The following is an 18,444-nucleotide window of genomic DNA, read 5'->3' on the forward strand; positions in this document are numbered from 1 at the left end:
CGCGCGGAGCGCCGGGTCGAATGCGCGGGCCGCGGCGGCGAGCACGCGGACGGCGGCGTCGGGGTCACGGGCCGCGAGCTCGGCGACGGCGGCGGCGTCGAGCTCGCCCGCCTGCGGGGAGACCGCGACGAAGTCGGGGTTGCTGCGGGAGAGCTGGTCGCGGCTGCTGCGGCGGGCGGACTGCGAAAGGAGGAGCTCCGCTACCGCCTCCGGGTCGTCGACCACCCGCGGCTGCGGTGGCCGGGAGCCGTGGGCTCCCGCGGGCGGTGGCGGCCCGGGCTGCCCGGGCGTCAGGCTTTTCCCGGCTCCTCACCAGCACCCCGCAGCTCGGCGCCGGCCCTGCGCCAGATGTCGGCGACGACGTCCTCGACCGGCCGGCCGACCCCGTCGGCGAGGGTGACCTTGCCGGTCAGCGCGGCCAGGGCGGCGTCGAGCCCGGTGCCGTCCTCGTCGGCCGTCGTCCCCCGGACCGTGGCCAGTTCCACGGCGATCAGCACGCTGTCGATGGCGCCGCGGACGGAGGCACCGATCCGCAGCTCGGGATGGTCGCGGGTGATCCGCACGGCGCGGACCGCCCGTGCGACCAGCGGGGCCGGCGCGCCGGTCGTGGACGCGACGACCTGCAGCTCGGCCGCCTCGTCCTGGTACCCCATCGCCACCCGGCAGGAGCGGTCGTAGAGCGCGGGGGTGACCCGGGCGGTGCCGACGGCGTCGAACGGGTTCATCGCCGCCACCAGCCGGAACGTCGGCCGGGCGGCGACCCGGCCGTACCGCGGCACATGCATGTCCCGCTCCGACAGCACCCCGAGCAGGACGTTCATCGTCTCCTCGGGCACCCGGTTGAACTCCTCGACGTAGAGCAGCGCGCCCTCGGTCATCGCCCGGGTGAGCGGGCCGGGCACGAAGTTCTCCGGGCGGTAGTCCTCGGTGAGCACCCGGGAGGCGTCGTGGTGGCCGACCAGTCGCGTCGGGGTGAGCTCGGCATTGCCCTCCACCAGCACGAGCGGCACGCCGGCGCCGTCGGCGAGCGACCGCAGCAGCGTCGTCTTCCCGGTGCCGGGCGGGCCCTCGAGGATGACGTTGCGGCCGGCGGAGAGGGCGGCCGCGACGACCTCCGCCTCCCGGATCCGGGCGACGACGCGCTCCCTCGCGACCCGCACCATGCCGGCGACGTCCAGCCGGGCGGCGGTGCTCGTCATCGGGACCTCCTCGTGCAGACGCGACCGGGGCGCCCCCTGAGGGAGCGCCCCGGTCGTCTCGTCCGCTGTCAGTCGTAGATGATCACGCCGCGGATGTTCTTGCCCGAGTGCATGTCCTCGTAGCCCTGGTTGACCTCGTCGAGCGTGTACCGCTTGGTGACCTGCTCGTCGAGCTTGAGGTTGCCCTCCTGGTAGAGCCGCAGCATCTTCAAAATGTCGGTGTGCGGGTTCGAGTCGCCGAACATCGCGCCCTTGATCTCCTTGGCGAAGAGGGTCAACTCGCCGACCGAGATCGGGATGCCGGACGCATCGGTGATGTCACCGAGACCGGTGACGACGACGGTGCCGGCCTTGCGGATCGCCGCGAACGCCTGGGCCACGTGCTCACCGGTCGTGACCCCGACCGTGACGATCGCCTTGTCGGCGCCCTGGCCGTTCGTGACGCTGCGCGCGAACTCGGCGGCCTCCTCGATGCCTTCGAAGGTCTCGGTCGCGCCGAACTCCTGGGCCTTCTCGCGCTTGAACGCGACCGGGTCGACGGCGATCACATGGCTGGCACCCGCGTACGCCGCGCCCTGGACGGCGTTGCTGCCGATGCCGCCGATGCCCATGATGATCACGGTCTCGCCCGGCTCCACCTTCGCCGCGGTCACCGATGAACCCCAGCCGGTACCCACGCTGCAACCGGTGAGGCAGGCGACATCGAGCGGGATGTCGTCGGGGATCTTGACGGCCGACTCGACGTTCACCGTCGTCACCCCCGAGAACGTGCCCAGGCCGCACATCTGGCCGACCGGCGTCCCGTCGGAGGTGGAGAAGCGAAAGCTCTCCGGGTCGTCGAAGCGGGCGCCGAGCAGCAACCCCGCGCCGAGGTCGCACAGGTAGGACATGCCGCTCGCGCACCAGCGGCATCGGCCGCAGGCGGGCAGGAACGAGAAGACGACGTGGTCGCCCTCCGTGAAGCCCTTGGTGTTGGGGCCGACGGCGCTCACCACCCCGGCGCCCTCGTGGCCTCCGGTCATCGGGTAGTGGGCGACCGGGATGTCGCCGGTGGCTAGGTGGTCGTCGGAGTGGCACATCCCGGAGGCGGCCAGCGTGACCTGGATCTCCCCGGTGCGGGGGTCGTCGGAGACCAGGTCGACGACCTCGAACTTGCCGGGCGCGGACCGGATGATCGCGCCGCGGGTGTTGACGGGCACAGGGACCTCCTCGTCGCCCTCGTCGTCGAGGGCCGTTCGTGCACGCGTGGGTACGCATGACTGTCTTGCACGCTATGGCCCAGGTCACACAGTGGAAAGAGCGGTGCAACGTTCGCGGCGTCCGGAGCGCGTGCCGTGCAACGTGTGTGGCGGCTCGGGAACACTGACGGCGTGCCCGCGGACCCCGTCGTCGTCGTGGGGGCCGGGCCGGTGGGGCTGACGGCGGCGCTGCTGCTCGCCCGGCGCGGTCTTCCGGTGCTCGTCGTCGAGAAGCACCTCGAGCCCTATCCCCTGCCCCGGGCGGTGCACCTGGACGACGAGGTCTTCCGCGTCCTGCAGGCGGCCGGCGTGGGCGACGAGGTGCAAGCGCGCAGCCGCCCGTTCGCGGGACTGCGGCTGCTCGACGGGTCGCACCGGGTGCTGGCGGAGTTCCGGCGCCGGCCCGAGGTCGGGATCAACGGCTGGCCGCAGGGCTCCTTCGTGCACCAGCCCGACCTGGAGGAGGTGTTGGCCGCCGCGGCTGCCGCCACCCCGGGGATCACGGTCGCGCGAGGCGTCGAGGTCACCGGGCTGAGCCAGGACGACGACGGCGTCACCGTCCTGATGAGGGATGACGGGGCGGACCGGTCCGTCCGCGCGGCAGCGGTCCTCGGCTGTGACGGCGCGGGCAGCACCGTGCGGGACCTGATCGGGTCGACGATGCGCGACCTGGGTCCGGCCGACCGCTGGCTGGTGCTCGACGTCCGTTCCCCTGCCCCGCTGCCGGTCTGGCCCGGCGCACACCAGGTCTGCGACTCGCGCCGGCCGGCGACCTTCATGCCCGTCACCGGCGACCGGTACCGCTGGGAGAGCCGGATGGCGCCGGGGGAGACCGTCCAGGACGTCACCACCCCGGACCGGCTCGCGGCCCTGCTCGCGCCGGTCGACCCGGACGGCGTCGAGATCGTCCGGGCGGTCGAGTACACGTTCCGGGCCCAGGTCGCCGACCGGTGGCGGGCCGGCCGCGTCCTCCTGGCCGGCGACGCGGCCCATCTGAGCCCGCCGTTCGTCGGGCAGGGGATGGGCCTCGGGCTGCGCGACGTCCACCAGCTCACCTGGAAGCTGGCCGCCGTCCTGGCGGGGGAGAGCGGCGACGACCTGCTCGACAGCTATCAGGCCGAACGCGAGCCGCATGCCCGCGCGCTCATCGGGGTCGCCCAGCTCCTGGGCCGGTTGATGACCCGGGGCGGACGGGCCGGCGACGTGCTGCGCCGCGGTGTGCTGGCCGTCGCCCGCCGCATCCCCGCGGCTGCGCGCCTGGCGACCGACAGCCGGACGCCACCCCTGGCCGCCGGACCCGAGGTGCAGCGGCGCGGCCGGGCGGGGCGACGCCTGGCGGGCAGCCTCGTACCCCAGCCCGACGTCGTCGTCGACGGCCGGCGCTGCCGCTTCGACGACGTCCTGGACCGCGTGCTCGACGGGGCCACGGGCGCCGAACTCGCCCTCGTGCGCCCCGGCGAGCTGACGCTCCGCGTCGCCGGCCGGCCACCGGTGCAGGTCCAGGACGACGGCGGCGCGCTCACCAGCTGGCTGACCGGCGCCTCGGCGTCCGCGGCGCAGATCCGTCCGGACCGGATCGTCCGGGCCGCCCGCTAGGCGACGCGACGCACCGGCCGGATGGTCAGCCTTGAGGGCGGCTTAGCGTGGCCTTCACCCCGGCGGACGGATCGTCCTCGCCATGAGGAAGACCACCATCACCGCAGCCGCACTCGTCATGACCGCTTCCGTGGCCGGGCTCGCCTACGCCGCCGCACCCGACGGCCGGTCCACGGAGGACTCCTCCGTGGTCACTCCCTTCTCCCCCGCCACCGGGTCGTCGACGTCCACCTCGTCGCCGTCCACCTCGTCGACGACCACCTCATCGACGACCTCCGAGCCTGCCTCGTCGACCGCCTCGTCGACGGCGTCGCCCACCGGTATCGACGACCGTGGCCGGGGCGGTCACGGCGCCGACGACGGGGTCGCGACGTCCACCCCGTCGATGCCGACCGGCACGCACCAGCGGCACGACGGATCCGACGACGGTCCCGGCCACGACGTGGGCGACGACCACGGTGGGGATCGCGGCGGGGATCACGGTGGGGATCGCGGTGGCGAGGACAGCGCCGGACACGGATCCGGCGGGACCGACAACTCCGGCTCCGGTTCCGACGACTGAACTCCGTCCGCGCCCGGCACTCCCCCCGCCGGGCGCGGGCGGCTCAGGCGCCGGCGCGGCCGCGGCGGGCGATGCTCTCGAGCGGGGCGTCGGGCACGGTGTCGTCGCCGAGGTGACGCTCGAAACCGGGCGGGACGACGATGTCTTCGCGCCCGAGGTCGGACACCGACGGGCGGCCCAGGCCGACCATCGCCGAGCCCAGCCCGTCACGCATCAGGTCCAGCACGTTCTCCACGCCGGCCTGGCCGTTCGCCGCGAGGCCCCAGAGGTAGGCGCGGCCGATCATGACCGCCCTGGCGCCCAGCGCGAGCGCCTTGGCGACGTCCCCACCCCGGCGGATGCCGCCGTCCAGCAGCACCTCGATCTGGTCGCCGACGGCGTCGGCAACGGCCGGCAGGGCTCGGATCGACGCCGGCGTCCCGTCGAGGTTGTTGCCACCGTGGTTCGACACCGAGATGGCGGTGACGCCGGCGTCGACGGCGCGCCGGGCGTCGTCGACCCGCATGACGCCCTTGAGCATGAACGGCCCGCCCCACTGCTCGCGCAGCCACGCGACGTCGTCCCAGGTCGGCATCGGCGACTGCATCCACATGCCGTACGCGCCGAAGAAGGTGGGTGCCGGGTCGCCGGGGTTCGCGACCATGTTCGGGACGGACAGGTCGGGGAGCTTCCCGCTCCGGGCGAAGTCCAGCAGCCAGCGCGGCTTGAGCGCGACCTGCGGGGCGTACTTCCGCACCGCTTCGAGGTTGATCTTCTCCGGGATGAAGGGGCTCCCCCAGTCGCGACCGTGGGAGAACGACCAGTCGAGGGTGGCGATCATCCCGACCGCGCCGGCCCGCCGGGCCCGGTCCATGCGGGCGAGCATCTCCTCGCGGGTGCCGACCCAGTACATCTGGAAGAACGTCTGCGGGTTGGCCGCGACGACCTCCTCGATCGGCTTGCTGGCGAAGGAGGAGAGCCCCAGAGCCACCCCGCGGGCGGCCGCCGCGCGGGCCACGGCGACCTCGCCGTCGGGGTGCACCGCCTGCACGCCGGTCGGGCTGATCATGACCGGCATCGACATCGACTGACCCATGACCGTCACGCCCATGTCCCGCTCGTTCGCGAGGCCCGCCGTGTGCGGTGCGAAGCCGAGTTCGGCGAACGCGCGGGTGTTGTCCTCCGCGGTGAGCCCCCGTTCGGACCCGGCTACGAGCGCCCCGTAGACGCCCTTCGGCAGCCGCCGCTTCGCCCGCCGCTGCGCCTCGGCCACCGTCTCGAACCATGCGTTCGCCATCGTCGGACTCCTCGTCGCTCCGGCCCCGGGCGGACCACGGCCCGGCCGCCGTGGGGCCGTGGCACTGAGTGCCATGCTAGCGGCGCGGAGGCGCGCCTCACACGGGTGACGGGTCAGGGGCGCAGGGTCGGGAAGCCGCGGGCCATCTCGTCGAGCGTCTGGTGCAGCTGCACGGTGAGGGAGGAGCCCTCGTCGGCCAGCCACATCTGGAACGCCGTCGTAGCCGCGGCACGCGTGCTCGCCGCGACCAGCCGTGGAACGAGCGCGGCCGGCGTCGTCCCGGTCCGGCGCGCGACGTGCTCGGCCACGACGCGGTCCACGTCGGCGTAACGCAGCTGGGAGTGGGCCAGCAGGGCCGGCTCGGTCAGGATCAGCTGCATCCTCTCTCGCAGCAGCGGCAGGTCGGCCTCGGCGTAGTCGTTGACCTCGACGTAGGCCGCACAGACCGACGCCAGCACCGGCTCGGCCGGGTCGGTGTCGGCCAGGAGGCGCTCGAGCCGGGCCACATGGGTGCCGAAGTCGCCCCAGACCGCGTCGGCCTTGGTGGCGAAGTAGCGGAAGAACGTCCGCCGGCTGATGCCGGCAGCAGCGGCGACGTCGTCGATGATGACCTGCTCGAAGCCCTTGAGCGTGAACAGGTCCAGGGCGGCCTGTTCGACGCGGGCGCGGGTGTCTCCCCAGGCGTCTCCCGGCGCGTCGGTCACGGGCGCATTCTCACCCGTTCCGGAGAGGAACGGGACGACGAATCGCCTCCGCCGACCCGCTGTTGCCCCTGGCACCGGGTGTCACTAACGTCCGGCGGGACCACCCCCGTGCGACGCCCCCGGAGGCCCCCATGCCCGAGACGCCCCAGTCCGACGCCCCCGTCGCCGAGGCGCCCGCCCCCGCGGAGGACGCCCTGGTCGAGGAATCGCTGGTCGAGGAGGTCTCGATCGACGGCATGTGCGGCGTCTACTGAGCGTCCCGGCACCATGCTGATGGCTGACGTCGCCTTCGATCCGGCGGCGCCGTGGCGCAAGGCGCGTTCGGTGGCGCTGCGGCCCGAGCCGTTCGGGGCGCTGGTCTACCACTTCGGCAACCGGAAGCTCTCCTTCCTGAAGTCGAAACTTCTCGTCGCCGTCGTGGAGAACCTCGCCGAGCACCCCAGCGCGCTGGCCGCGATCGACGCCAGCGGCGTCCCCGACGCGCAGCGGCCCGCCTACGTGAAGGCGCTCGCCGACCTCGCCCGCTCGCAGATGATCGAGCCCCAGGAGCCCGCCCCATGACCGCCGTCCTTCCGCAGCGTCCGACGGGTGGGCGGCTGATCGACCAGTTCGAGTACGGCCTCGACGCCCCCATCTGCCTGACCTGGGAACTCACCTACGCCTGCAACCTCGCGTGCGTGCACTGCCTGTCCTCCTCGGGACGGCGCGACCCGCGGGAGCTCTCCACCGCCGAGGCCGAGGCGGTCATCGACGAGCTGCAGCGGATGCAGGTCTTCTACGTCAACGTCGGCGGCGGCGAGCCCACGGTCCGCCCGGACTTCTGGCACCTCCTCGACTACGCCATCGGCCACGACGTCGGCGTCAAGTTCTCCACCAACGGCATCAAGCTGGACAAGGCGCGCGCCCAGCAGCTGGCCCGGACCGACTACGTCGACGTGCAGATCTCCCTGGACGGCGCCACCGCCGAGGTGAACGACGCCGTCCGCGGGGCGGGCTCCTATGCCACCGCCACCCGGGCGCTGGAGAACCTGGCCGAGGCCGGGATGAAGGACTTCAAGGTCTCCGTCGTGGTCACCCGGGAGAACGCCGGCCAGCTCGACGACTTCAAGTCCCTCACCGACCGCTACGGCGCCCAGCTGCGGATCACCCGCTTCCGCCCGTCCGGCCGCGGCGCCGATGTCTGGGACCGGCTGCACCCGACGCAGCAGCAGCAGCGCGACCTCTACGACTGGCTGCTGGCCAACGGCGACAACGTGCTCACCGGCGACTCGTTCTTCCACCTGTCGGCGTTCGGGGAGGCGCTGCCGGGCCTCAACCTGTGCGGCGCGGGCCGCGTGGTCTGCCTGATCGACCCCGTCGGTGACGTCTACGCCTGCCCGTTCGCCATCCACGAGAACTTCCTCGCGGGCAACGTGCGCAGCGAGGGCGGCTTCCAGCGGGTGTGGCAGTCGAGCGAGCTGTTCGCCGACCTGCGCAGCCCGCAGACCGGCGGCGCCTGCACCAAGTGCGCGCACTTCGATGCCTGCCGCGGCGGCTGCATGGCGGCGAAGTTCTTCACCGGCCTGCCGCTGGACGGCCCTGACCCCGAGTGCGTCCAGGGTTACGGCGAGACCGCCCTGGCCGCCCGGGACCTGGACCTGGCCACGCCGAAGAGCTCGATCGACCACTCGCACAAGGGGCCGGTGCGCGGCCAGCCGACGCTGCTCGGCATGCCGGCCGTCCCGCCCGTGAAGATCTGCGACGAGTCCCCCGTGGCGGGCCTCGACCTGCGCTGATTCCCCCCGTTGGGGGCAGGTGCCGAAACTCCCGCTCCAGGAAGTTCCGGAACGAGCCGATCTTCGCGGTGTGATCCTCGAACTCCGGAACCGGGCTGCGCGCCTGCTCCCCGAGGGTCGCCTGCTGCCCGAAGCCGTCTGGCAGCGCCGGCACCGCGCCATCGTGCGCCTGTGCCTGGTGTCAGCAGCCCTGCTCGTGCTCTTCGGCTGGCTGCGGGGCTACGGGCAGCCCGCGGCCGTCGCGATCCTCGTCGCCGTCGCCGGACCCGGACTCCTCGCCACTCTCACCAGCCTCGGCCGCAAGGGCCAGGCCGCCGCCACCACGGTCAGCCTGATGGCCGCGTCGGTGGCCCTCGTGCACCTGTGGCAGGGCGTCACCGAGTCGCACTTCATCTTCTTCGTGATGGTCGGCGTCGTCTCGCTCTACCAGGACTGGGTGCCCTACGGCATCGCCCTGGTCATGGTCATCCTCCATCACGGCGTCGTCGGCACGCTGTACCCGCACGTGGTCTTCAGCCACGACGCCCTGCACAACCCCTGGTTCTGGGCCGGCATCCACGGTGCCTTCGTGCTCGCGGCGAGCCTCGCCCACCTGGCTGCCTGGCGGCTCAACGAGGACCAGGTCCTCAGCGACCCGCTCACCGGGCTGGCCAACCGGACCCTGCTCGAGGAGATCACCCACCGCGTGCTCCAGCGCGGCGGCGCGGTGAGCGTGCTGTTCATCGACCTCGACGACTTCAAGGGCGTCAACGACAGCCGCGGGCACGCCGCCGGCGACGAACTCCTCCTCGTCCTCGCCGAGCGGCTGGGCGCCTGCGTCCGCCCCGGTGACGTCGTCGCCCGCATCGGCGGCGACGAGTTCGCGGTCGTCGTGAACGGCGGCCCGGACGTCGCCAAGGCCATCGGCGAGCGGGTGCTGATCTCCCTTGCCGTCCCCGTGCCGCTGGACGACGGCACGGTGACCGTGCACGGCAGCGTCGGCGTCGCCTCCTCCGAGGACAGCGGGGACCGCACCGCCGGTGCCCTGCTGCGCAACGCCGACCTCGCGATGTACCTCGCCAAGGCGCAGGGCAAGAACCGGCTGGTCTCCTACGCCGACGGCATGGCCGAGGCGGCCCGCCGCCGCGCCGACCTCGCGCAGGACCTGGCCCGCGCCGCCGACTCCGGCCAGCTCGCGGTCCACTACCAGCCCACGGTCCGGCTCACCGACGGCCGGACGACGGGCTTCGAGGCGCTGGTCCGCTGGAACCACCCCGACCGCGGTCTCATCCCGCCCGTGGAGTTCATCCCGCTCGCCGAGGAGACCGGCGCGATCACCGGCATCGGCCGCTGGGTCCTCAGCGAGGCCCTTCGCCAGGGTGCGGAGTGGACGGCCACGACCGGCACGCCGCTACGCATGGCCGTGAACCTCTCGCCGCGCCAGTTCCAGGACGGGGACGTCGTCGCCGACGTCGTCGCCGCGCTGGAGGAGACCGGTTTCCCCGCCGGACAGCTGACCCTGGAGGTCACCGAGGGCGTGCTCGTGCGGGACGTCGACGCCGTCGTCGCCCAGCTCGAGGCGCTCCGGACGCTCGGCATCCGGATCGCGATCGACGACTTCGGCACCGGCTTCTCGGGACTGTCCTACCTCCGGCACCTGCCGGCCGACATCATCAAGATCGACCGCAGCTTCGTCAGCGACCTGCCCACCGGGCGCTCGGCGACCACGCTGATCACCTCGATCGTCGAGCTGGCCCGCACTCTGGGCCTCGACGTCGTGGCCGAGGGCGTGGAGACCGAGGACCAGCGCCAGGCGCTGCGCGAGCTCGACTGCGCCCAGGCCCAGGGCTACCTGTTCGCCCGGCCGGAGCCGGCCGACCGGTGCGGGAGCTCCCTGCCGGGCTCGGTCGCCGCGCTCACCGCGCGGATCCCGGCCCAGGCCGGCGTCCCCGCCGTCGAGCGGCTCGAGGGCTCTCCCGCCGCCTGAGGCTCAGAGCTCGACCTTCTCGTTCTCCCCGCCCTCGATGCGCTCGCCGGTGACCTTCGCCTTGACGAAGCTGAACACCGTGGCCAGCCGTCCGCCCGGGCTGTCCCAGTACTCCGCCGAGTCGGCCTCGACCTTGAGCAGGACGACGCTGTCGTCGTCCGGACCCTGCGGGAACCACGCCTCGACGGCGGAGTTCCACAGCTCCCGCTTCTTCGCCACGTCGGAGACCAGGACGGCGTCGCCGCTCACCGACACCCAGGTGCCGCCCGAGCCCACCCCCACGTTCACCTGGGGCGAATCGGTGATGTGCCGGACGGGGTTGGAGTCGCGTTCGGCGAAGAACCACAGGTCGCCGTCGAACTCCACGTCCTGCAGCGTCATCGGCCGGCTGGCGAGCCGGCCGTCCTTCATCACCGTGGTGAGGAAGGCGAACCGCTCGCCCTTCAGCAGTTCGGCCACCTTGCGCGTCTGGTCGTCAGTCATGGGTTGCCGATGCCCACGGTGGTCTGGTCCGACACTCCGTAGCGGGTACGCAGCCCGGTGATGAGCAGGTCCAAGCCGTACTCGAACGTGGCGGAGAAGGGTCCGGCGAGCCGCTCGTTCACGGCGGCGAGCATGATCGGCTTGTCGGCGAGGGCCTGCGCGCGCCGGGCGTTCAGCTCCTCGTCCGCCGGGTCGGGCAGCGGCTGGGACGTCGCCCGCTCCGCCTCGGCCTGCCACTCCGTGGCGCTGCCGATCACGTAGGCCCCGATGGCGAACAGCGTCTGCTGGGCCTGCGCCGGCGTCATCCCGGCCGCTCCCACCAACTCGCCGAGCACGCGCTCGATCCCCGCGAAGCTGTCCGGGCTGGGCCGGTTGCCGGCCAGCACCCGTGGCGCATCCCGGGTGGCGACGAGCGCGTCGAACATCCGCTGGGCGTCCGCGCGCAGCCACTCCCACCAGGGCTGCCCCTTCTCGGGGCCGTCGTAGGACCGTCCGGTGCGCCGGACCAGTTCCTCGGCCATGAGGTCCATCAGCTGCCGCTTGTTCTCGACGTGCCAGTAGAGCGTCGGACCGGAGACCCCGAGCGCCTTGGCGATGCGGCGGAAGGAGACGGCCTCCAGTCCGCCGTCGGCCAGGAGCGCGAGGGCGGCGTGCACGATCGCCTCGCGGGACACCGGGGCCCGCTCGGTTGCGCTCTCCGACAACACGCTTGACACCCTAACGGTGTTAGGGGAGGTTGCCCCCGTGTCTAACACCGTTAGAGAGCCCGCGATCGAGGTCGCCGGGCTGACGAAGACCTACAAGTCCGGCGACCACCCGGTCGAGGCCGTGCGGGGCATCGACCTGCGCGTCGAGGCCGGCCAGACCTACGGCTTCCTGGGCCCCAACGGCGCCGGGAAGTCCACGACCATCGAGATGCTCTGCACCATCCGCAACCCCACGTCGGGCACCGCCCGGGTCGCGGGCTTCGACGTCGTCCGGCAGCGCGACCAGGTCCGCCGCCGGATCGGGCTGGTCTTCCAGCAGCAGACCCTCGACCTGCAGCTGACCGCGGAGCAGAACCTGCGGTTCCACGCCGACCTCTATGGCCTCGGCCGGGCCGACGCCGAGCGCCGGATCGACGAGGTGCTGGAGATGGTGGCGCTGGCCGACCGGCGCTCGGACACGGTGACGAAGTTCTCCGGCGGCATGAAGCGCCGGCTGGAGATCGCCCGCGGACTCGTGCACGCCCCGCAGGTGCTCTTCCTCGACGAGCCCACGATCGGCCTGGACCCGCAGACCCGGGCGGCGATCTGGGACTACCTGCACGACCTCCGCCAGCGCACCGAGATCACCGTCTTCGTGACCACGCACTACATGGACGAGGCCGAGCACTGCGACCGCATCGCGATCATGGACAACGGCGAGATCGTCGTCGAAGACACCCCCGAGGCGCTCAAGTCCAGCATCGGCACCGACCGGATCGCCCTGCGCACGGACGACGACGAGCTCGCCATCGCCCGCATCCGCGAGCGGCTCGGCGTCGAGGCCGGCGTGCACGAGGGGCAGGTGACGATCGCCGTCGCCGACGGAGCCTCCGTCGTCCCCCGCCTGTTCACCGAGCTCGACGTCGGCATCCGCTCGGTCACCGTGACCCGCCCCAGCCTCGACGACGTGTTCATGACCTACACCGGCCGCACCATCCGCGACTCCGAGGGGCCCCAGGCCCCCACGTTCCCGTTCGCCGGGAGGCGATGACCATGACGTCCCGCGACACGACCGACCGCCCCGCCGCCATGGAGCCGGTCGACCTGCTGCCCGAGGTGCGCAGCGACATGAGCCACCAGGTGCGGGCCACCTGGGTGGTCACCCGGCGCGAACTGCTGCGCTTCACGCAGGACAAGGCCCGCATGGTGACCATGCTGCTGCAGCCGCTGCTGTTCATCTTCGTGATGGGCACGGGGCTCGGCAGCATCGTCGACACCGGCGGCGGCACGAGCTTCCGCACGTTCCTCTTCCCGGGCGTGCTGGCGACGTCGGTGCTGTTCACGGCCGCGTTCGCCGGCATCTCGCTGGTGTGGGACCGGGAATTCGGCTTCCTGCGCGAGATGATGGTCGCCCCGATCTCGCGGGGCTCGATCATCTGGGGCAAGTGCCTCGGCGGGGCCATCGTGGCCACCGGTCAGAGCCTGGTGCTGCTGGCCCTCCTCGGCACCGTCGGCATCCCGTACTCACCGGTGCTCATCGTCGAGCTGATCGGCTGCCTGTTCCTCGGCGCGCTGCTGCTCACCGCGCTCGGCGTCCTGCTGTCGACCCGGATCAAGACCATCCAGGCGGCCATGCCGGTCAGCCAGCTGCTGATCATGCCGATGATGTTCCTGTCCGGATCGCTGTTCCCGATCTCGGGGCTGCCGGAGTGGCTGGCCGTGCTGACCCGGCTGAACCCGCTCACCTACGTCGTCCAGCCGATGCGCCACTTCACCCTCGACAGCCTGTCGCTGACCGCCGCGGAGCAGGAGCGGCTGGTGCCGGTGCTGACCTGGTTCGGCTGGCAGGTGCCGATCGGGGTGCAGCTGCTCACGGTCGCCGTCATCACCCTCGGCGTCATCTCGCTGGCGGCCCGCATCTTCAGGACCACCGAATGAAGGCACCTATCCTGCGCCGGTGACCTCTCTGGCCGGTTCCGTCTGGCCGGAACTCCCCGAGGCGCCCACGCTCGTCGTCCCCCTCGGGTCGGTCGAGCAGCACGGTCACCACCTGCCGCTGGGCACCGACACGTCCGTGGCCTGCGCCGCGGCCGAGGCGGCGGTGGCTTCACTGGACGGCGTCCTGCTCGCGCCGGCGCTGGCCTACGGGGCGAGCGGCGAGCACGAGGGGTTCCCGGGCACCGTCTCGATCGGCACCGAGGCGCTGACCGGCCTGCTGGTCGAGTACGGCCGCTCCGCCTGCCGGTGGGCGAGCCGGGTCCTGGTGGTGAACGGGCACGGCGGCAACCTCGACGCCCTGCGGTCCGCCGTCCCCCTGCTGCGGGCCGAGGGCCGGGACGTCGCCTGGTTCCCGGGCGGGTTCCGCGGTGGCGACGCCCATGCCGGCCGGACCGAGACGTCACTGATGTTGCACGTGGAACCCGGGTGGGTGCTGGGGGAGCGGGCCGTCGCCGGGGTGACGACGCCGATCGGCGAGCTGCTGCCCCGCCTCCGGGCCGAGGGCGTGCGCGGGGTGAGCCCGACCGGAGTCCTGGGCGACCCTGCGGGGGCGTCGGCCGTGGAGGGGGCGGTGCTGCTCGCCGGCCTGGTCGACCGCCTGGTGGCAGCCGCCCGGACCTGGGACGTCGAGGAAACCGGCCGGTTGTCGGGCTGACCCTCGCACCGCTAGTTGATCATCGCCGCCGTGCACGTGACACGCACGGACACGGGCGGACACGCCGCCGAGCCGAGCACGGAGACGATGATCAACCTCAAAGGGCGTCGGCGAACATCGGCACCGCGTTCTCCAGCGCGTACTGGATGCCGAGCGACGAGCCGCTGGAGAACGCGCTGACCAGGTCCTCGTCCTCGAGCACGAGCGCGTGCCCCGCCTGGACCGACGGCAGGGTGCCCCACAGCGGGTTCGCGGTGATCTCCGCGGCGTCGACGAAGATGGGGAAGACCACGGTCAGCTGCGCGTCCAGCAGGGACACCTGCTCGTCGCTCACCGGGATGAAGAAGTTCTCCTCCGCCAGGTCCTGGATCTCCGGCTTGTTCTGGAAACCGAGCTGCTCCATGAAGTCGACCCGACCGTCCCCGCGCACGTAGGCACCGAAACCCTCGGAGGTATAGGCGCCCACGGCGACCTCGGTGCCGTCGAAGTCCGGGTTGGCCGCCACGGCGTCGGCGAACGCCTGGTCCACGTCGTCCTGGATCGCGGCGGCCTCGTCGGCCTTGCCGAGTGCCTGACCGACCATCTCCAGCTGCTGCTGCCACGTGGTCTGGTACGGCCCCACCCCCTCGGGCGCGCCGATGGTGGGCGCGATGGCGCTCATCAGCTCGTACCGCTCCTCGGTGCCGTCGGAGCGGGTGTCGAGGATGAGGTCGGGCTCCAGGGCGGCGATCGCCTCGTAGCTCGGCTCGAGCGTCTCGATGATCTCCGGGGCCTCGTCGTAGCGGCCCTCCGCCCAGGGGCCGACGCCCTCCCCGCCGAAGCCGAGCCAGTCACTTGCGCCCACGGGCTGGACGCCGAGCGCGAGCGCCGTCTCGGCGTCGGACCAGCCGACGGCGACGATGCGGGTGGGCTCCTCCTCGACGGTGACGTCGCCGAAGGCCGTGCTGACGGTCACCGGGAACGCGCCCGACGGTGCCGTACCGCCCGAGTCCTCGGGGGAATCGGAGCCGCAGCCGGCGGTGAGCAGGGCGGCGACCGCCAGGACAGTGACGCTGCGGACGTGCATGGAGTGCTCCTTCGGTAAGTCAGGTAAGGCTCACCTAAGCACAGCATGATCACGGATGGGTCACCGGTCCCGCGTCCGACCGCGGCAGTCGGCCGATGCGCGGCTACTGTGCCGCCCGAGAGCGGGGTTCCGGACGCGACCGGGGAGCCCCTGACCGAAGGACGGACACGATGGCGAAGCAGTCGACCGACGACGCCGGCCGGGTGAGCGAGGCGCCCACCCCGCGGGTCGCCGTCGAGACGAACGGCATCAATGTCATCACCGAGGCCGAGCGCAAGGGCACGCCGCGGCAACTGTTCTGGCCCTGGTTCGGCGCCAACGTCAGCGTGTTCGGCCTGGCCTACGGCTCGTTCCTCCTCGGCTTCGGCATCTCGTTCTGGCAGGCCGTCGTCGCCGGCGTCGTCGGGATCGTCGTCTCGTTCCTGCTCTGCGGCCTGGTCGCCATCGCCGGGAAGCGGGGCTCCGCGCCGACGCTGGTCCTCAGCCGGGCGGCCTTCGGCGTGAACGGCAACCGCGTACCGTCGGTCCTGTCCTGGGTACTGACGGTCGGCTGGGAGACGGCGCTGGTCTCGCTGGCCACCCTGGCGACGTCAGCGGTCTTCACCCAGCTCGGCTGGAGCGGTGGCACCGCCACCAAGCTCGTCGCCCTGCTCGTGGTCGCGGCGCTCGTCGTGGCCGGAGGGGTGCTCGGCTTCGACCTGATCATCCGCATGCAGGCGGTCATCACGGTCGTGACCGGTGTGCTCACCGTCGTCTACATCGTCCTGGTCGCCCCCGAGATCGACTGGTCCGCGGTGTCGTCGCTGCCCTCGGGCTCGACCGCCGCATTCATCGGCGCCTTCGTGCTCGCCATGACCGGCTACGGCTTCGGCTGGGTGAACGCCGCCGCCGACTACTCCCGCTACCTGCCTCGGCAGGCCTCCACCCGTGGCGTCGTCGGCTGGACGACGTTCGGCGGGGCGCTGGCCCCGGTGCTCCTGCTGATCACCGGGCTGCTGCTGGCCGGGTCGGACGAGGACCTGTCCGCCGCCATCGGAGCCGACCCGATCGGTGCGCTGGGCTCGATCCTGCCGACCTGGTTCCTCGTGCCGTTCATCGTCGTGGTGGTCCTGGGCCTGATCGGCGGCGCGCTGCTGGACATCTACTCGTCGGGGCTGTCGCTGCTCGCCGCCGGGGTGCGCGTCCCCCGCCCGGTCGCCGCGATGATCGACGGCGTGCTGATGGTGATCGGCACGGTCGCCGTCGTCTTCTTCGCCGACGACTTCATCGGGCCGTTCCAGGGCTTCCTGATCACGCTCGGCGTCCCGATCGCCACCTGGTGCGGGATCATGCTGGCCGACATCGCGCTGCGCCGCCGCGACTACGCCGAGCCGGAGCTGTTCGACCCCCGCGGGCGCTACGGCAGCGTGCAGCCGGTCCCGCTGGCCCTGCTGGCCATCGGCACCGTGCTCGGCTGGGGCCTGGTCACCAACACGTTCGCCGAGTGGCTCGACTGGCAGGGCTACCTGCTCGAGGCCTTCGGACTGGGCGGGAAGGACGGCGCCTGGGCCTTCGCCAACCTCGGCGTCCTGGTGGCCTTCCTCGTCGGGCTGCTGGGCACCCTGGCCCTGCGCCGGTCGGCCGTCCGCGCCCAGGAGACACTCTCCCGGTGACTCCGGAGGGCTGGCTCGTCGTCGTCGACCTGCAGCACGTCTTCGCCGACGAGGACTCCCCCTGGACGGCGCCCCGGTTCGCCGAGGTCCGCCCGCGCATCCGGCAGCTCGTCGACGCGTTCGGCGAGCGCGTCGTCTGGACCCGCTTCGTCGCACCGCAGCGACCGGCCGGGGCGTGGCAGCAGTACTACGAGCAGTTCCGCTTCGCCCTCCAGCCGCCCGACGCCCCGCTCTACCAGCTGGTCGAGGACCCGGGTTCGCAACCGGTCGTCGTGGCGACCACGTTCGGCAAGTGGGGGCCGGAGCTGGCCGCGCTCGTCGGCGACGGCCCGGTCACCGTCGTCGGCGTGGCCACGGACTGCTGCGTGATCTCCACGGTGCTCCCGGCCGCCGACTCCGGGGTGGCGGTCCGGGTGGTCTCCGACGCCTGCGCCGGCTCCAGCGACGACGACCACGACCGGGCACTGCGCGTGATGAGCCTGTACGCGCCGCTGGTCCAGCTCGCCACGACCGCCGAGGTGCTGGCGGGGCGATGACGGTGCCCGCCGGCCGGCTGCCCGACGGGTTCGTCGTCCGGCTGGATCCGCGGGTGCGCCGTCGGGCCGACGGCGCGCTGCTGGGTGGCTCACCGCTGCGGCTGATGCGGCTGTCCGCCCGCGCACAGGGTCTCCTGGACGACGGGCGGCTCGTCGTGCGGGACGCGACCGGCGCCGAGCTCGCCGGCCGGCTGCTGGACGCCGGACTGGCCGCTCCCGACCTGGGGACCGCCCCCCCGGCGGACGTGACCGTCGTGATCCCGGTCAGGGACCGCCCGGCCGGCCTCGCCCGGCTGCTGACCGCGCTGCGCGCCGACCCCGCAACGGCTGCTCTCCCCGTCGTGGTCGTCGACGACGGCTCGCGCGATCCCGTACCTGCCACGGACGGCGTCCGGCTGGTGCGGCACCCGACCGCCCGGGGCCCCGCGGCCGCGCGCAACGCCGGCCTGCGCGCGGCGGGCACACCGTTCGTCGCCTTCCTCGACTCCGACTGCGTGCCGGTCGCGGGATGGCTCGAGCGCCTGATGCCGCACCTCGCCGATCCCCGCCTCGCCGTCGTCGCGCCCCGGATCGTCGCCCTCCCGGACGGCGAGCGGACCTGGCTGACCGCGTACGAGGCCGCCGTCAGTGCCCTGGACATGGGGCCGTGGCCGGCATCCGTCCGCGCGCTGTCGGCGGTCTCCTACGTGCCGAGCGCCGCGCTGCTGGCCCGACGGGCGGCGCTGGGGGACGGCTTCGACCAGTCGATGCGGGTGGCCGAGGACGTCGACCTGGTCTGGCGCCTGACCGGTGCGGGATGGCGGGTGCGGTACGAGCCCGCCGCCCTGGTCGCCCACCAGCACCCGGCCCGGACGGCCGACTGGCTGCGGCGGCGGGCGTTCTACGGAACGGGCGCGGCGCTGCTCGCCGCTAGGCACGTAGGAGACCGCCGTCAGTGCCCTGGACATGGGGCCGTGGCCGGCATCCGTCCGCGCGCTGTCGGCGGTCTCCTACGTGCCGAGCGCCGCGCTGCTGGCCCGACGGGCGGCGCTGGGGGACGGCTTCGACCAGTC

20 protein-coding genes are annotated in these 18,444 nt (G+C 72.8%); 11 read left to right on the plus strand and 9 right to left on the minus strand.

Annotated features, from left to right (window positions below):
* From E4P38_RS21995 to E4P38_RS22005, 3 genes are all read right to left on the minus strand, one after another.
* Window positions 1-225: hypothetical protein (locus E4P38_RS21995; RefSeq protein WP_135134131.1), on the minus strand; the 225-nt coding region annotated here is incomplete at its 3' end.
* Window positions 226-290: 65 nt separating this feature from the next.
* Window positions 291-1,199: a MoxR family ATPase gene (locus tag E4P38_RS22000; RefSeq protein WP_245161223.1), complete on the minus strand. Its 909-nt coding sequence runs from the start codon at window positions 1,197-1,199 to the stop codon at window positions 291-293.
* A gap of 68 nt (window positions 1,200-1,267) precedes the next feature.
* Window positions 1,268-2,398 carry an NDMA-dependent alcohol dehydrogenase gene (locus tag E4P38_RS22005; protein WP_135134132.1) on the minus strand — a complete coding sequence of 377 codons (1,131 nt, stop codon included), beginning with the start codon at window positions 2,396-2,398 and terminating at the stop codon, window positions 1,268-1,270.
* 171 nt (window positions 2,399-2,569) lie between these two features.
* Here E4P38_RS22005 and E4P38_RS22010 point away from each other — a divergent pair, with 171 nt between their 5' ends.
* A complete protein-coding gene (locus E4P38_RS22010; protein WP_135134133.1) occupies window positions 2,570-4,033 on the plus strand; it encodes a bifunctional 3-(3-hydroxy-phenyl)propionate/3-hydroxycinnamic acid hydroxylase in 1,464 nt (487 codons plus the stop codon).
* 144 nt (window positions 4,034-4,177) lie between these two features.
* On the opposite strand, the gene E4P38_RS23095 is transcribed toward E4P38_RS22010, so the two are convergent.
* The 3 genes from E4P38_RS23095 to mftR form a co-directional block, all read right to left on the minus strand.
* Window positions 4,178-4,351 (minus strand): hypothetical protein, encoded by a 174-nt coding sequence (locus E4P38_RS23095; RefSeq protein ID WP_167760667.1) that lies wholly within the window; start codon window positions 4,349-4,351, stop codon window positions 4,178-4,180.
* 287 nt (window positions 4,352-4,638) lie between these two features.
* Entirely contained in the window at window positions 4,639-5,871 is a 1,233-nt protein-coding gene (gene mftD / locus E4P38_RS22020; RefSeq protein ID WP_135134135.1) for a pre-mycofactocin synthase MftD, read from the minus strand.
* A gap of 113 nt (window positions 5,872-5,984) precedes the next feature.
* Window positions 5,985-6,575, minus strand: a complete 591-nt coding sequence (gene mftR / locus E4P38_RS22025) for a mycofactocin system transcriptional regulator (RefSeq protein WP_135134136.1) — start codon at window positions 6,573-6,575, stop codon at window positions 5,985-5,987.
* 131 nt (window positions 6,576-6,706) lie between these two features.
* Here mftR and mftA point away from each other — a divergent pair, with 131 nt between their 5' ends.
* From mftA to E4P38_RS22045, 4 genes are all read left to right on the plus strand, one after another.
* The gene (gene mftA, locus E4P38_RS22030; protein WP_135134137.1) at window positions 6,707-6,829 is read left to right on the plus strand and encodes a mycofactocin precursor MftA; all 123 of its coding nucleotides are present in this window, start codon (window positions 6,707-6,709) and stop codon (window positions 6,827-6,829) included.
* 19 nt (window positions 6,830-6,848) lie between these two features.
* The gene (gene mftB / locus E4P38_RS22035; RefSeq protein WP_135134138.1) at window positions 6,849-7,136 is read left to right on the plus strand and encodes a mycofactocin biosynthesis chaperone MftB; all 288 of its coding nucleotides are present in this window, start codon (window positions 6,849-6,851) and stop codon (window positions 7,134-7,136) included.
* Window positions 7,133-8,350, plus strand: coding sequence for a mycofactocin radical SAM maturase (gene mftC / locus E4P38_RS22040; RefSeq protein ID WP_135134139.1), 1,218 nt, complete (start codon window positions 7,133-7,135; stop codon window positions 8,348-8,350). The genes mftB and mftC overlap by 4 nt, the downstream gene beginning before the upstream one ends.
* 70 nt (window positions 8,351-8,420) lie before the next feature.
* Entirely contained in the window at window positions 8,421-10,316 is a 1,896-nt protein-coding gene (locus tag E4P38_RS22045; protein ID WP_135134140.1) for a bifunctional diguanylate cyclase/phosphodiesterase, read from the plus strand.
* 3 nt (window positions 10,317-10,319) lie between these two features.
* Here the strand turns inward: E4P38_RS22045 and E4P38_RS22050 are convergent, their stop codons facing one another.
* Window positions 10,320-10,799, minus strand: coding sequence for a pyridoxamine 5'-phosphate oxidase family protein (locus E4P38_RS22050; protein WP_135134141.1), 480 nt, complete (start codon window positions 10,797-10,799; stop codon window positions 10,320-10,322).
* Window positions 10,796-11,506: a TetR/AcrR family transcriptional regulator C-terminal domain-containing protein gene (locus tag E4P38_RS22055; protein ID WP_209309246.1), complete on the minus strand. Its 711-nt coding sequence runs from the start codon at window positions 11,504-11,506 to the stop codon at window positions 10,796-10,798. Before E4P38_RS22055 ends, E4P38_RS22050 begins: the two co-directional genes overlap by 4 nt.
* 37 nt (window positions 11,507-11,543) lie before the next feature.
* On the opposite strand from E4P38_RS22055, the gene E4P38_RS22060 reads away from it, so the two are divergent.
* From E4P38_RS22060 to mftE, 3 genes are read left to right on the plus strand one after another with little or no spacing between them, the layout of a single operon-like run.
* A complete protein-coding gene (locus E4P38_RS22060; RefSeq protein WP_209309247.1) occupies window positions 11,544-12,536 on the plus strand; it encodes an ATP-binding cassette domain-containing protein in 993 nt (330 codons plus the stop codon).
* 2 nt (window positions 12,537-12,538) lie between these two features.
* Window positions 12,539-13,423: an ABC transporter permease gene (locus E4P38_RS22065; protein ID WP_209309248.1), complete on the plus strand. Its 885-nt coding sequence runs from the start codon at window positions 12,539-12,541 to the stop codon at window positions 13,421-13,423.
* A gap of 19 nt (window positions 13,424-13,442) precedes the next feature.
* Window positions 13,443-14,138 (plus strand): mycofactocin biosynthesis peptidyl-dipeptidase MftE, encoded by a 696-nt coding sequence (gene mftE, locus E4P38_RS22070; protein ID WP_135134143.1) that lies wholly within the window; start codon window positions 13,443-13,445, stop codon window positions 14,136-14,138.
* Window positions 14,139-14,235: 97 nt separating this feature from the next.
* On the opposite strand, the gene E4P38_RS22075 is transcribed toward mftE, so the two are convergent.
* Window positions 14,236-15,204, minus strand: coding sequence for an iron-siderophore ABC transporter substrate-binding protein (locus tag E4P38_RS22075; RefSeq protein ID WP_135134144.1), 969 nt, complete (start codon window positions 15,202-15,204; stop codon window positions 14,236-14,238).
* Window positions 15,205-15,374: 170 nt separating this feature from the next.
* Here E4P38_RS22075 and E4P38_RS22080 point away from each other — a divergent pair, with 170 nt between their 5' ends.
* From E4P38_RS22080 to mftF, 3 genes are all read left to right on the plus strand, one after another.
* The gene (locus E4P38_RS22080) at window positions 15,375-16,856 is read left to right on the plus strand and encodes a cytosine permease (protein ID WP_135134145.1); all 1,482 of its coding nucleotides are present in this window, start codon (window positions 15,375-15,377) and stop codon (window positions 16,854-16,856) included.
* Window positions 16,853-17,392 (plus strand): cysteine hydrolase, encoded by a 540-nt coding sequence (locus tag E4P38_RS22085; RefSeq protein WP_135134146.1) that lies wholly within the window; start codon window positions 16,853-16,855, stop codon window positions 17,390-17,392. Before E4P38_RS22080 ends, E4P38_RS22085 begins: the two co-directional genes overlap by 4 nt.
* A partial coding sequence (gene mftF / locus E4P38_RS22090; protein WP_135134147.1) for a mycofactocin biosynthesis glycosyltransferase MftF occupies window positions 17,389-18,444 on the plus strand: 1,056 nt, incomplete at its 3' end. The genes E4P38_RS22085 and mftF, both read left to right, overlap by 4 nt.

The organism is Blastococcus sp. CT_GayMR16, from assembly GCF_004570875.1.
Classification (GTDB): domain Bacteria; phylum Actinomycetota; class Actinomycetes; order Mycobacteriales; family Geodermatophilaceae; genus Blastococcus_B.

Coding starts and splice junctions, on each gene's coding strand:
- mftC (WP_135134139.1), top strand. CDS start 7,133: ATGACCGCCGTCCTTCCGCAGCGTCCGACGGGTGGGCGGCTGATCGAC.
- mftA (WP_135134137.1), top strand. CDS start 6,707: ATGCCCGAGACGCCCCAGTCCGACGCCCCCGTCGCCGAGGCGCCCGCC.
- mftD (WP_135134135.1), bottom strand. CDS start 5,871: ATGGCGAACGCATGGTTCGAGACGGTGGCCGAGGCGCAGCGGCGGGCG.
- E4P38_RS22080 (WP_135134145.1), top strand. CDS start 15,375: ATGGCGAAGCAGTCGACCGACGACGCCGGCCGGGTGAGCGAGGCGCCC.
- E4P38_RS22000 (WP_245161223.1), bottom strand. CDS start 1,199: ATGACGAGCACCGCCGCCCGGCTGGACGTCGCCGGCATGGTGCGGGTC.
- E4P38_RS22065 (WP_209309248.1), top strand. CDS start 12,539: ATGACGTCCCGCGACACGACCGACCGCCCCGCCGCCATGGAGCCGGTC.
- E4P38_RS22075 (WP_135134144.1), bottom strand. CDS start 15,204: ATGCACGTCCGCAGCGTCACTGTCCTGGCGGTCGCCGCCCTGCTCACC.
- E4P38_RS22050 (WP_135134141.1), bottom strand. CDS start 10,799: ATGACTGACGACCAGACGCGCAAGGTGGCCGAACTGCTGAAGGGCGAG.
- mftB (WP_135134138.1), top strand. CDS start 6,849: ATGGCTGACGTCGCCTTCGATCCGGCGGCGCCGTGGCGCAAGGCGCGT.